General features: G+C 49.4%; 10 protein-coding genes. 7 read left to right on the forward strand and 3 right to left on the reverse strand.

Annotated elements, in window-relative coordinates; all coding sequences use genetic code 11:
- Positions 1–152: 152 nt before the first annotated feature.
- Both zwf and gnd read right to left on the reverse strand, forming a co-directional pair.
- On the reverse strand, positions 153–1,679 hold the full coding sequence (gene zwf / locus SGI98_01500) for a glucose-6-phosphate dehydrogenase (protein ID MDZ4742077.1): 1,527 nt from the start codon (positions 1,677–1,679) through the stop codon (positions 153–155).
- A gap of 12 nt (positions 1,680–1,691) precedes the next feature.
- Positions 1,692–2,654 (reverse strand): decarboxylating 6-phosphogluconate dehydrogenase, encoded by a 963-nt coding sequence (gnd, locus tag SGI98_01505; GenBank protein MDZ4742078.1) that lies wholly within the window; start codon positions 2,652–2,654, stop codon positions 1,692–1,694.
- Between the two features lie 145 nt (positions 2,655–2,799).
- Between gnd and SGI98_01510 the strand changes: the two genes are divergently transcribed.
- The 3 genes from SGI98_01510 to aroC all read left to right on the forward strand — a co-directional run bounded on the left by SGI98_01510 (position 2,800) and on the right by aroC (position 10,818).
- Complete coding sequence (locus SGI98_01510; GenBank protein ID MDZ4742079.1) at positions 2,800–5,463, forward strand: GYF domain-containing protein; 2,664 nt, start codon at positions 2,800–2,802, stop codon at positions 5,461–5,463.
- Between the two features lie 89 nt (positions 5,464–5,552).
- On the forward strand, positions 5,553–9,614 hold the full coding sequence (locus SGI98_01515) for a PAS domain S-box protein (protein MDZ4742080.1): 4,062 nt from the start codon (positions 5,553–5,555) through the stop codon (positions 9,612–9,614).
- Between the two features lie 91 nt (positions 9,615–9,705).
- Positions 9,706–10,818, forward strand: coding sequence for a chorismate synthase (gene aroC / locus SGI98_01520; GenBank protein ID MDZ4742081.1), 1,113 nt, complete (start codon positions 9,706–9,708; stop codon positions 10,816–10,818).
- Between the two features lie 31 nt (positions 10,819–10,849).
- On the opposite strand, the gene cutA is transcribed toward aroC, so the two are convergent.
- The gene (gene cutA, locus SGI98_01525) at positions 10,850–11,167 is read right to left on the reverse strand and encodes a divalent-cation tolerance protein CutA (protein MDZ4742082.1); all 318 of its coding nucleotides are present in this window, start codon (positions 11,165–11,167) and stop codon (positions 10,850–10,852) included.
- Between the two features lie 164 nt (positions 11,168–11,331).
- On the opposite strand from cutA, the gene SGI98_01530 reads away from it, so the two are divergent.
- The 4 genes from SGI98_01530 to SGI98_01545 all read left to right on the forward strand — a co-directional run.
- Positions 11,332–12,138 carry a transporter substrate-binding domain-containing protein gene (locus SGI98_01530; protein ID MDZ4742083.1) on the forward strand — a complete coding sequence of 269 codons (807 nt, stop codon included), beginning with the start codon at positions 11,332–11,334 and terminating at the stop codon, positions 12,136–12,138.
- Positions 12,139–12,145: 7 nt separating this feature from the next.
- Positions 12,146–13,006 (forward strand): S-methyl-5'-thioadenosine phosphorylase, encoded by an 861-nt coding sequence (gene mtnP, locus SGI98_01535; GenBank protein ID MDZ4742084.1) that lies wholly within the window; start codon positions 12,146–12,148, stop codon positions 13,004–13,006.
- Between the two features lie 31 nt (positions 13,007–13,037).
- On the forward strand, positions 13,038–13,805 hold the full coding sequence (locus SGI98_01540; protein MDZ4742085.1) for a metallophosphoesterase: 768 nt from the start codon (positions 13,038–13,040) through the stop codon (positions 13,803–13,805).
- On the forward strand, positions 13,802–14,047 hold a 246-nt coding region (locus SGI98_01545), incomplete at its 3' end, for an aminopeptidase P family protein (protein MDZ4742086.1). The genes SGI98_01540 and SGI98_01545, both read left to right, overlap by 4 nt.

Consider the following 14,047-nt stretch of genomic DNA (forward strand, 5'->3'; position numbering starts at 1 on the left):
AGAAAAAAATGTCGGTGTCCTGGGGGATCACTCGCTGTCGTGAACTCAGGAGACAACAATAACTCCGCACGACGTCTCTGCGATGAAATGTACGGAAATCAAGGGTCGGTAGCCGTACTCCCCGCCCCTCGATTTCCTATCGTCGCCTTGGATTACTTTTCATTATACCAGCTGCGACCGTCGCGTTCGAGCAACTGGTCGGAGGAGGCGGGACCCCAGCTTCCGGAAGCGTAGTTCGGGAAATCGCGGGGGTGGAGGGAGGACCAGACATCGATGATCGGGTCGACCACACGCCAGGCGGCTTCAATCATGTCGCTGCGGTGGAAGAGGGAGAGGTCGCCGGTCATACAATCGTAAATCAATGTCTCGTATCCAGTGGAGCCCCCTGTCTTGCCGAGGTCTGAGTAGTTAAATTCCAAATTTACCGACTGCGTGCGGATGATCGGGCCGGGCACCTTGGCGCGCATCTGCATGATGATTCCTTCATCGGGCTGGATATTAATAATCAGGCGGTTCGGGCCGACAGTGCTTTTGGCTGCATCACCAAAAAAATGCATCGGCGCGCGGCGGAACTGGATAACGACTTCGGTTTTGCGTTGGGCGAGGCGTTTGCCGGTGCGGAGGTAGAAGGGAACCCCGGCCCAGCGCCAGTTATCGACAAAAAGTTTCAGGGCACAAAATGTATCAGTATTCGATTTGGGATCGACTTTAGGTTCGCTGCGGTAACCGGCCACCGGCCTGCCGTCGACGGTTCCCGGGCCGTACTGGCCGCGGATGGCATTTGTGATGACTTCTTCCGGAGGCATGGAGTGGATGGACTCGAGGACTTTGACTTTTTCATTGCGCACGGCATCAGCCTTTAAGGAGCTGGGGGGATCCATGGCGACCAAGGAGAGTAGCATGAGCAAGTGATTCTGCATGACGTCTTTCATCGCGCCGGCTTGTTCATAAAAAGCCCCGCGGCCTTCGACGCCGAGGGATTCCGCCGTGGTGATCTGGACGTGGTCGATGTAACGGCGATTCCAGATCGGTTCAAAAATCCCGTTGCCAAAACGGAAGACGAGGAGATTTTGGACGGTTTCTTTGCCGAGGTAATGGTCAATGCGGTAGATTTGATTCTCGTGGAGGACCTGGCGGATATCGTGGTTAAGCGTCTCGGCGGAGTCAAGGTCGTGGCCGAAGGGTTTTTCGATAATGACCCGTTTCCAAGGGGAGCTTTCGTCCTGCTTGGCGATTTGGGAACGTCCGAGGTTTTGGATAATGGAATTAAAATATTCCGGCGGGGTGGACAGGTAGAAGAGGACATTTTTCTCTGTCTTATGTTTGTCGGATAATTCATCGAGCATTTTCCCGAGCTTCTCATAAGTCTCCGGCTGGTCGAAGTCCCCTTGGCAATAATACATCCTCTCCTTAAATTTCGCCCAGAGCGATTCATCGACCTGTTGGGTGGCAAATTGGTGGATGTCCTGGGTCATGAGGTCGCGGAACTCCTGATCATTCCAAGGGCGGCGGGCCACGGCGACCACCGCAAAATTCTCCGGCAATAAATTATGGCATGCCAGATTATAGAGTGACGGGAGCAATTTGCGTTTGGTCAAATCCCCCGATGCACCGAAAATGACGAAAATACAGGGACCAGCGGGCTGGTCTTTTATGGGTAGATCATTTGCTTGTGACATAGAAAGAATCGATCATTTGGGTTCTTGATGTCCACCAAAACCTTTGCGCATGGCGGAGATGATTTTTTCTGCGAAGGTGTTATCTTGGCGTGAACGGAAACGCTTATAAAGCGCTGTGGTCAGGACATCTGCTGCGACTGATTGCTCGACGGCAGTATTAACAGTCCAGCGGCCTTCACCGGAGTCGCTGACCTTACCGCTGAAGCTGCCTAAGGTGTTATCCTTGGTCAGCTCGATGGCTGCCAGGTCCAAAAGCCAGGAAGGAATCACACTCCCGCGCCGCCAGAGCTCTGAAATCGCGGCGACATCGAGATCGTAACGGTGCTCGAGTTTTTCCGCATGTGTTTTGGAGCTTTTCATGATTTCAAAACCTTCGGCATAAGCTTCCATTAGGCCGTATTCGATTCCGTTATGTACCATCTTTACGTAGTGCCCTGCGCCGGCAGGCCCGCAGTGTAAGTATCCTGAGGGAGCCGTGCCTTTATGATTAATCGGCTCAATATCCCCGACTCCGGGGGCCAAGGCTTTAAAAATGGGATCAAGGACTTTGACTTGCTCATCGGGACCACCAATCATCTGGCAATAACCGCGTTCCAGTCCCCAGACTCCGCCACTGACACCGACATCGACATAATGAATACCCTTTTCCTTCAGGGTAATGGCCCGGCGGGCATCGTCTTTAAAGAAGGAATTTCCCCCTTCAATAATGGTATCCCCGGGAGAAAGGAGCTTCGCAGCTTCCCAGACATGGCTTTCAGTTACGTCACCGCAAGGCAACATGAGCCAGACAAAACGGGGTGAAGGCAATTTGCTCACCAAATCCTCTAAGGTCGTCGAACCAATCGCTCCATCTTTCACGGCGGCAGCGACTTTTGCCTGGTCACGGTTAAAAACAACAATCTCATGGCCGGCACGAATTAAACGGCGAACCATTCCACCGCCCATGCGGCCAAGTCCTACTAATCCAATTTTCATATTCGAGAGTCTCCTTAGGGGGGTTAAATAAACGAGCGACTCTAACACGATTCCTTTTCAGGAAAAGAATCATTTTTGTGAAAATAAACGAATTTTGTTTTTTAAGGTTGTGCAAATGCCGGAAAAATCCAAAATTGGCGTCTGAATGTCTGCGGCGCAGAAAACACTTATCCTCTTTTTCGGTTCGCTTGTCGGCCTTTTGGCTGCCTGCGTTGCTCTTTGGTATTTTTTGGCGACACCGGGGGTGCTTTTTAGCCTAGCACTCTTTTCTTTAGGGATGCTCCTGCTCCGAGAAGAGGGGGAAAAGTCGCTGAAGATCATCCTTGAAACTTATTTTACCCACCGCAGCCTTGCCCTGCATGAGGCGAAGGTAAATATCCTCGAAATCCTCGAGGCACCCGTTCCTTTTATCCTCCGTGAAGAATATGAAATGCAGCTAGAGGAAACTTTCATCAGCCAAAGTGATGAACCCACAGGCATCGAGAAAAAGAAGAAGTGGCGCCGTTTCCGCCGTCGGCGCGCCCGCCCGCTCCACCGTTTTCTTACCGTCGAGATGGAAATCAATCCTTCGGTGACCACCGTCGACGGCCAACCAGCCGTGTGGGATGCGTTAGAGGTTCGATTTGCCAAATACGATGAGCCGGTTCCGGGGATTGATCTGGATGAGATCCCGTCTGAAGAAGAAGGGGCCGAGATTGTCGGTTGGGAAGTCTGGCATAATGATGACTTCCGTATCGAGACATCCCCTGAAATGACGGGTACCAAACGGGTTATTTATTATCTTCATCTCCATGGGCCGGAAGTCAAAAGGATCCAAGTACGTTACCTTTATGAAGACCTAGGGACACCTTTCGATGTGCCCGCCCTGCCTGATGCCCCAAAAACCGCTCTCTTCCACCATCCAGCCCGCAAAAATACCCAACCCCTTTCAAAGCCCGCGATCGCCACCGGTGCGTCAAAGGAACCTGAAGCTATCACCGTCAAAGCCCCGGCACTTCCTGAAAAGCCAAAGACGGAAACCCCCAAGGAAACGCCGGAAAAAGTAACCAGTGAATCCTCGGCTGTCGTTATTGCCCAAAAAGATCAGATTCCGCAGGCTAAAGAAACGGGCGCGGCCAAAATGTCCGAAGAGAAAAAGGATTCCGCTGTTGGGACAAAAGAAACTCCTCTGTCCAAGGAAGAGCCTGTAGTTAAGACGGACAAGGACAAAAAGGAGTCTGCCGTTGAGCCAAAAGAAATGCCTTTGACCAAGGAAGAGCCTGTAGTCAAGACGGACAAGGACAAAAAGGATTCCGCTGTTGGGGCAAAAGAAATGCCTGTGGCCAAGGAAGAGCCCGTGGCCAAGACGGACAAAGACAAAAAGGAGTCTGCCGTTGAGCCAAAAGAAATGCCTGTGACCAAGGAAGAGCCTGTAGTCAAGACGGACAAGGACAAAAAGGATTCCGCTGTTGGGGCAAAAGAAATGCCTCTGTCCAAGGAAGAGCCTGTAGTTAAGACGGACAAGGACAAAAAGGAGTCTGCCGTTGAGCCAAAAGAAATGCCTGTGGCCAAGGAAGAGCCTGTAGTCAAGACGGACAAGGACATAAAGGATACGGCTCCTTCCAAACAAATTGTTTTGGATATAACCGACGAGAAGAAAGAAATTCCTTCGGAAGTGAAAACCGAATCACCCCGGATTGATGCCCCTGTAGGGATAACGCGTCCTATCCCCCCAGTCCAAAGGAAACCCGAAAAGAAGCCTGAGACTCCTATTCCACCGGCTGAAAAATCTTTATCAGAGAAGAAAAAGGACGAACCCGCTCCGGAGGCCAAAGACAAGGCTGGAAATAAATCGCCCGGAGAAAAAATGGTCGTTCCTGAGGGAGAAACCGCCGAATCTCTCGTGAAGATACCAGTGCCGGTACCAGCACACAAAGGCCAGGGAGGGCCTGTCCAGCCCTCAATTACGGTAAAGCCCGTAACTGCGCAAATTGCTTCACCAGAAATTCAAAAACCGGCCTCTGTTGAAACGGAGATTAAAAAGGCCGATGTCCTAGTGCCCGACCAGACCTCTGCGCAAATTGTCGCGGATAAAGTAGTGGAAAAAGAGGTTTCGGTACCACTGGTTGCGACTGCTCCCCCCGCCCCGCCTCTCAAAGAAAAACTCGCCCAAGGTTTGGAGAAACTCAAAACCTTTTTTGGACATGTGAAGAAGGATACAGTACAGAAAACAGTCCATATCGCAGCGCTCACGAGTGTAAAATACAAGACTGTGCAGTCGCGTTACCAGGTTTTCACGAATAATCTGGAAGCCAAAGTCAAAGACTTCTCCACAAAGTTGCATGAGAGGAACATGCAAAAAATGGAGTCGATGAAAATTACAATTCCACCCGTGAAAATCGCTGATTTAAAAACGACACCTCCCCCGTCGATTGAAGTGGACAAGAAAAAAACCGTTAAAATCAACAAGGATCGGGAATTGATCCTGCAACCCGAGATTACACATCCTAAAAAAGTCAAGGCACCGGATTCACCTGCCATTAATCTCGCGGTTGAAATGTCGGATGAAAAACCCGGTTCAGAGGGTAATCCTATCGATGAGGATTATACGGAGTTCCATTACTTTGTGATTCGCACGGGCGAAGAGCAGGAGGGGCCTTTCGAGTATGATGCTGTCCAGGCCATGTTCGAGAGCGGGGAATTACGTAGCGAACATCTTATTTGGTACCCCGGACTGGCTGATTGGACACCGATTTCTGACATTGAGGAGGTTATTGAGGAAGAACCTTCAAACAGCGCAGGCAGCCAGGATGTTTTCTATAAGGGGTAAAACACTATTCTTGTTTTTTAAAATGCCGCTGGATACACTGGGACATTGGCGATTCTGAGAGTCGATAAGATCAAAATACGTCAAAAAATATGTTTCCCGTCATTTCCAGCAAATCACTCGAACGCATGAAAGCTTTCTGTGCCGTTGTAGTGGTTGCAACCGGGCTAATGGTTCTTTTCGGGTGGTGGCAGGATATTGGGTTATTCATTTACGTGCATAAGAGCTTTCAAGCGATGAATCCGCTCACTGCTCTAAATTTTGTACTCACAGGTATAGCTCTTTACATCTCAAACCGTTGTGTTGGTCGTCGAGCCTTGGGTGTTCTTTTGATTTTTTGCTGTTTTTTTGTACTGATGACCTCCTCGTTGAGGATACTTGATATCTCTGGAATTACCCAGTTTGACATCGACCACCTGCTTTTTTCTGAAAAGGTGAATGATAACCATATGAAGCCTGTGGCGGCTTTAAATTTTATCCTAGCTTGCTTTGGTTTGCTCGGGGTGAATTTCCGCTGGTGCCGGAAAATCCTGCCGCCTGAAATTATTATTGTTCCTCCATTGCTCTTACTATCCATGGGGCTGCTGGGATGTGTAGTTGATATTGTGCTTTTTCAGGAGCTTATCTTCATTATTCCTGTCCCTATCCATACCGCCATGGTCTTCTGGATATTATGTGCCGGTATTATCATGACCCCTTATGCGGGGGGTATGGCCGGGGTGGTACTCGAGAAAAACGGTCCGCTCAAGCCCCACCAACTCATTTACCGGATTATCCGCCAGTCCCCTTTGGCATGGATTCTCCTTGTTATTTCCATCCTGGTGACAGGAACCATCTGGAGGATGTCTTCACAATCAATGAGGGCAGAGGTTGATAAGAATTTTAATCTCCGATGCGCGGAGATTAATTCTGTCATCCTTAGTAGGATTGATTCCTGTGAACTCATCCTGAGTGGTGCCCGCGGGCTTTTCCATGCCAGCAACCGTGTGACTTATGATGAATGGGCGGATTATGCAAAAAGCCTTCATATTAATGATGCAATATCTGAGTTAAAAGGGATTGGATTCATCTCTTATGTAAGGGCTGGGCAATTACAGGGTTTTCTTAAAAAGGAAAACAAAGAGCGTACTCTTCCATTACAGCCGAGGAATCTTGATAACGCGGCGGCGGATTTTTTTATTGTGAATTACTTTGATCAGGTACCCGGAAGTAGCGATCTCATCGGGAGTGATTTTGGGCAGGACCCCCGAATAAGGCGCGCATTGGAGAGGACTCTTGAGACAGATTCATTTTCTATGAGCCCGGTGATCGTTTTAGAAGGGGAATCCTCACGGAGTTTCGATATCTTTCTCCCCGTTTATGATATCCATCAGGTGGGTGGAGGAAATGCTCCCCGCGGAAAGGCTGGGTTGGCTGGATGGGTTTTTGGTGTTTTTAATGTGGATGACCTCATGCAAAAGGTCCGGGGGTCCACTGATCCGGGAATCCGTTTTGAAATATTCGACGGACCTTCTATTCTGGCGGAAAATTTGATTTACAGTAGTACCCGCCAAATATTTTCGTCTTCACCGGCTAATCCGGAGAGGTTCCATTCCATCCAAAATATATTTTTCCCTGGGCATCAATGGACTGTTCGTTATTCATCATTGCCTGCCTTTGAGTTAACTTTTTCAGACCGGCAATCATCCATTATTCTTAATGCCGGGCTTTTGTTGAGCATATTACTTTTCGGGGTGACATGGTCGCTGAGCAATACCCGGGCGCATGCTGAAGAAATTGCCGAGCGGATGACCGCCGAGTTAAAAATCAAAGATAAAGCCTTTGCCTCCGTCAATAACGGCATTCTGATTTCGGATGCCACCCGTCCGGATATGCCGATTATTTATGTCAATGAGGCATTCTGCCGTATTACGGGATATTCACCGGAAGATGTCATTGGGAAAAACTGCCGCTTTCTCCAAAATGATGACAGGCAACAACCCGCTATCGAAGAAATCCGCCACGCCCTGAAGACAGGTATCCCTTGCGATACGGTATTAAGGAATTACCGGAAAGACGGCACACTCTTTTATAATGAGTTTTCGATATCCCCGATCAAATCAGTTGATGGCAAAATTTCTCATTTTGTCGGTATCCAGCAGGATATTACCGAGCGTAAGAATATCGAAAGAAACCTCAAAGAAAGTGAACGAAAATACCGGACGGTCGTTGACTCTGTCCAGGAAGTCATTTTCCAGATGGACTTCAGCGGGCATTGGACATTTCTGAGTGCCGCTTGGCGTACGATGACTGGTTATCAGGTGGATGAGTCCCTAGGCCATAGTTTTCTCCGTTATATTCATCCCCTCGATAGAACCATGATCTCCGAGAATTTCCGGGGACTCCTCACAAAATCCGATGCCTCTTGCCGCCTCGAAGTCCGGGTTCTTTCCAAAGATGATACTTACCAGTGGACGGAGCTCACCATCCAAAAACGCCCGGGTGAAAAAGGAGAGCGTATGATTCTTCCGGGGACAATCATGAATATTAGCGAGAGGAAACGTGCCGAGGAGATGACGGCCCGGGCCCGGGATGCCGCGATACAAAGTGCCCGGATGAAAGCCGATTTTCTCGCCAATATGAGCCATGAAATCCGGACTCCGCTCAACGGGATCGTCGGGATGGCCGGGCTCCTAGCCGATAGCTCTCTCGGGCGTGAACAGAAAGACTTTGTACAAACCATCCGCTCTTGTGCGGACTCGTTAATGGGGATCATTAATGACATCCTTGATTTTTCAAAAATCGAGGCAGGTAAACTCTCCTTTGAAACACTGGATTTTAACCTCCGCAATGCGGTGGAAAACTCCATGGATATGGTTTCTGGAGGCATGGGGGCAAAATCGATCGAGCTTGCTTTCGATATTCATGATGATGTCCCTGTCTATCTCCAGGGAGACCCCGGCCGTCTAAAACAGATTCTTGTGAACTTGATTAATAATGCAGCCAAATTCACAGAGAAAGGGGAAGTTGTTATCACTATTTCGGTTGATTCGTTCGCCGGCGAAAAGGCCCTGATCAAGACAGAGGTGCGTGACACGGGTATCGGTATTTCCCCGGACAAGCTTCAAGATCTTTTCCAGCCATTTGTCCAGGCAGACACATCCACGACGCGCAAATACGGAGGGACTGGTTTGGGATTGAGTATCAGCCGGCAATTGGTCACACTGATGGGTGGAACCATGGGAGTCCATAGTGAGCTTGGTGCCGGGTCGACGTTTTGGTTTACCATTCCCTTTGATTTACAGAGCCAGCCCCCAAAAGGGTATGACCCATCTGGATCTCATCTCAAAGGAGCGCGGGTGCTGATTCTCGATGATAATGAAACCAACCGCCGGATTCTTTTACATCAATTAAAAAATTGGGACCTTTTAGCCGATGAGCTTGCAGACTCCCGGTTAGCCTTCGACACTTTGATGAAGGCCAAGGAAGCCGGCAGTCCCTATGACATTTTGTTGCTGGACATGCAAATGCCTTTCTTGGACGGGCTGGGGGTGGCTAAAGCGATCCAATCCTATCGGGGATTGTCCGAGTTATCCATTTTATTAATGACCTCTGGATCCCCTGGTAGTCAGGAGATGGCTTTTTATAAAGCCTTTGGCATCAGGCAATGCCTGACAAAACCGCTCAAACAATCAGTATTATTTGATGCTCTGTCCTGTATTTTGGAACACTCATTAGCATCCTCCACTGCCGCGTCAACCCCGGTTCCCATGGGCCTTCGGGATTCCTCCGAGAAAAAATCTTTCCGTATTTTGATTGCCGAGGATAATATTACCAACCAGAAAGTCGCACTCCTCCAGCTCGCCAAGCTTGGTTATGAAGCCGATACTGTAGCCAATGGGCTGGAGGTGATCGAGGCACTTTCGCGTATCCCTTACAAAATTATCCTGATGGATTGCCAAATGCCCGAAATGGATGGATACACGGCTTCCTCAGTGATCAGGATGAATGAAAAGGATGATTATCACCCGGTGATTATCGCCATGACTGCCCACGCCATGGAAGGTGACGAGAAAAAATGTTTGGACGCCGGTATGGATGATTATATCTCCAAACCGGTCAATATGGTCAGCCTCAAGACTATACTTGAAAAATGGACAAAAAAAATCGGGTGAAATGGCTGATTCAAAAAATGGCCGGTGGTTGTAGGTAGACACTTCTGAGGGGGGGCGTTTTTTTTAATTAACAAATACGCAAATTGCGCGTATGAAAGGGGGTCTCATGCCAGCAAATACTTTTGGAGAACTTTTTAGAATCACCACTTGGGGCGAATCCCACGGGGGTGGAGTCGGCGTCGTCGTGGACGGCTGCCCGCCAAAGCTTCCCCTTGATGAATCCGATATCCAGGGCGATCTCGACCGCCGCCGCCCAGGACAGAGTAAAATCACTACCCCGCGCAAGGAAGCCGACCAATGCCGCATTCTCTCCGGTGTTTTCCAAGGGAAAACTCTGGGTTCCCCAATATCCATCATGGTCGATAATACCGATGCCCGGCCGGAGGCTTACAGCGAAATGGCCAAGCTTTTCCGCCCATCCCATGCTGATTACACTTACCAGGCTAAATATGGTATCCGTAATTGGGAGGGTGGCGGGCGCTCCAGTGCACGCGAGACCATCGGGCGTGTGGCAGGGGCCGCCGTCGGAAAGAAAGTTTTGGGCAAATTGCACCCTGACCTGGAGGTGGTTTGTTATGTCAAACAAGTTAAAGACATCATCGCGCAAATCGCCCCTGAAAAGGTAAAGTTTTCTGAAGTGGAATCGAATATTGTCCGTTGTCCTGACCAAAAGACCGCCAAGAAAATGATTTCCCTGATCGAAAAGATGAGAGCCCAAGGAGACTCCGTCGGAGGAATTATCGAGTGTGTCGTCCACGGTGTGCCTGTCGGGTTGGGCGAACCCGTTTTTGACCGGCTCGAAGCCGATCTCGCCAAGGCCATGATGAGCTTGCCCGCGAGTAAGGGTTTTGAAATCGGTTCGGGCTTCGATTGTATTCATTACACAGGACGCGAACATAATGACCTCTTCCGCATGCAAGGCGGGAAAGTCCGGACATTAACCAATCGCTCCGGTGGTGTCCAAGGGGGTATCAGCAATGGGGAACCGGTTATCTTCCGCGTGGCCTTCAAACCTGTCGCCACAGTGATGCATCCCCAAAAAACCATTTCTATCTCGAAGAAAAATGCCGAACTCAAAGCCCGCGGCCGCCATGACCCTTGCGTCCTGCCCCGGGCTGTTCCCATGGTCGAGGCCATGACTGTCCTGGTCCTCACTGACCACCTCTTGCGTTACCGCGCAAATTGCGCGGGATTTAACAAGTAAGACTGGTGGGTGGCGTGAAACGCGTAAGGTTTTAGGCTTTGGTCTGATCAGCCAGCCATCTGAGGTAATCCGCGCTGGCTGTTTCGATTTTGAAGGCGCAGATGCAGGGGCATTCGTAGCTGTGCAATTTGCGTACGGCGGCCTCAAGTTTTTTAAAGAGGGTTTTGCGGGTTTTCAGTAGGAGAAGGGTTTCTTTTTCTGTGCAGGGCTTGCCCTTCCAGATGTAGTGGGATTCGATGGCGCCGACGATATTGGCACAGGCGGCGAGTTTGGCTGAGACGGTCGCCTTTGCGATTTTTCGGGCTTCCGGCAGGTTTTTGCAGGGGATGTAAACAGTGACGAATACCATGGCGCGGGATTATTCCAAAAATCCGCCCGGTTTGCGACAGCGAAATCAGCGGGTAACTCGCTCCGGGCCACTTTGTCCGGCGGGGGGGGTGGTTTTTCTTCTTTGGCAAAAAAGATTGATGGAATGGATTTGACGCTGAGATAGCCTCTATTTACAAAAGGGGGATGCGATTTATCACCCTTCTTTTTTTCTTTTCGCTGGCTATGACTGGCCTGGCGTTTTCCCAGAATCAAAATCCATTCTCGACGGATATGTCCCGGTATGAAATGGGACAGCAAACGACCTACCAGATTTACACCGAAAACGACCCGCCCCGTTCCTTTAAAAATTCACAGGGGAAAATTACTGGTTCCGCCGTGGATGTGGTTCAAGAGCTGATGAACCGGCTTAACCGCTTTGAACCCATCCAAATCCGCTCTTGGCAGGATGCTTACACTTTCCTCACACGGGGCCCAAATACCCTACTCTTTTCAGTCGCTAAAACAAAAACGCGTACACCCATGTTCCGGTGGGTCGGCCCGATCGGCACTTCCAAGCTCCAGATGTTCGCATTGGCGAATACCCCCAGTAAAGGTGTCGGTACGGACTGGCTCAAGAGCTGCCGGGTGGCGACGGTGCAAGGATGGTATTCGGAAGGTTACCTGCGTGATAACGGATACGCCAATATCATTACGCTGAAAAATGCTAGCCTGACAGTAAGGGCTTTGCTTGATGGAACAGTGGAATATATTTGCCTGCCGGATCTTTCGGCGGCGGGCGCAGTTATTTCTGATAAATTAGAGATGAGTCAGATCAAAAAAGTGGCTGATTTAGAGGTGACCCCTCTTTATATCGCATTTTCCCCCGATGTGCAACCCGACGTGATCAAAAAATGGCAGGATACCCTTGGCCAAATGGAAAAAGACGGATTCATCGTCAAAAACCAACAAAAATGGATCGATATTTATAAACAGGCCGTCAACGCAAAGTAATTCATTTATGAAACCACCCAAAATCGGTATTATCGGCGGCAGCGGTCTTTACGAAATCGACGGCATCAGCAAATTACGCGAGGTGGCGGTTAAAACCCCTTTCGGAGCCCCTTCAGACAAATTCATCTGTGGTGAGCTCGAAGGCCGCGAGGTGGTATTCCTCGCCCGCCACTGCCGGGGGCATAAACTCCTCCCCGGCGAGATCAACCACCGGGCCAATATCTGGGCGATGAAAAAGCTCGGCGTGGCATGGATCATCAGTGTGAGTGCTTGTGGCTCCCTCCAGGCAAAATATCCACCGTGTTCGATTGTTTTTCCTGACCAGTTTTTCGACCGGACAAAACGTCCGCTGGCCCACACCTTTTTTGGGCGGGGGGTCGTGGCACATGTGAATTTTGCTGAGCCGACCTGCGTGCCTGTCCAAAAGCAACTTGCGCAAATCGCGCGGAAACTCAAAGCCAAGGTGGCTCTCGGGGGAACGTATGTATGTATGGAGGGTCCGCAATTTTCGACCAAGGCCGAGTCGGGTTTTTACCGGAAATGCGGTTTTGACATTATCGGAATGACGAATCTCCCCGAGGCTAAACTCGCCCGTGAAGCGCAAATTGCTTACGTGCCGATGTCTTTTGTGACCGATTTTGATTGTTGGCATCCGGACCATGACCATGTGACAGTGAAAATGATCATCGGTAACTTGCATGCTAATGCCCAACTAGCCAAGGATATCCTCCGAGCTGCTGTGGCAAAGATGCCCCTGAAAGCGGATGATTTTTCCCATAATGCCCTTGAGAGTGCCATCATTACACCGCAAAAACTCTGGCCGAAAAAAACGGCCACGGAATTAAAAGTGATCATGGCCAAATTTTAATTTTCTAAAAAGGTAGGCCCAAAGACTATTTATGGAACGGATCATCATTATTCCTGATATCCACTACCGGTTAACGGTGGTAAATACTATTCTCGAAAGGGAATATGCCAAGGCTGATAAAATCATCTTTCTCGGGGATTATTTTGATACACAAGATCATTCCCATGAATCGGCGGCTGTCACCTCCTTGTGGATAAAGGGGCTTTTGAATGATAAAAAGTGCGTATGCTTGCTGGGTAACCATGACATGCAGTATCTTTTTCCTAAAAATAATCATTTCCGGGTGAAGGGTTTTAATGCCAAGGCGGCCCGCATTATCAGTGAGATTTTCAAACCGACTGACTTGAATAAATTCTCGCTTTATTGGATATATAAAAAGTGGGTGATGAGCCATGCGGGCATCCACCCCGGATTTATTCCAGGAGGGAATATCCCCTTGCGCACACAGCTAGGACTCTTGTCGCGGAATGCATTTCGCGCAGCTCATGAAGGGCATTCCCACAGTTTTTTGGAGGCAGGATATGCCCGCCACGGCAGGGCGGCTTTTGGGGGGGTGACTTGGCTCGATTTTGAAGAGGAGTTTATGCCCATCAGGGGCCTGAATCAAATTGTAGGACATACCCGGGGGTTAAAAGTCAGATTTATCGAAGAAAAAGACTCCCGGAATTATTGTCTGGATGCCCAAGGCCGTTATTATGCTGTCTTAAACGAGAACCGCTTGCAGGTGAAGAAATTTGATTCTGATAAAATCATCAGAAATTCTGATATCAAAAAACTTGTCAGCAAAAAAAGGTTATGAGTTTGAAGGCCCCATCGCAGAATATCCTTATTTACGCAGACAGCGAAAAATCCGCGGACATGCTTTACGCCTGCGGTATTTTTGTTCCTGACCCTTTTATCTATTTCACCAGCAATGGCAGGTCGTTTATGGTCGTGGGTGATTTGGAGATTGACCGTGCGCGGGCTACAGCAAAGGCCGACGAGATTCTCCCACTCGCAAAGATACAGGACAGACTCAAAAGAATAAAAAAAATAAAAAAA

The sequence above is a fragment of the Verrucomicrobiota bacterium genome (genome assembly GCA_034440155.1).
In the GTDB taxonomy this organism is placed as follows: domain Bacteria; phylum Verrucomicrobiota; class Verrucomicrobiia; order JAWXBN01; family JAWXBN01; genus JAWXBN01.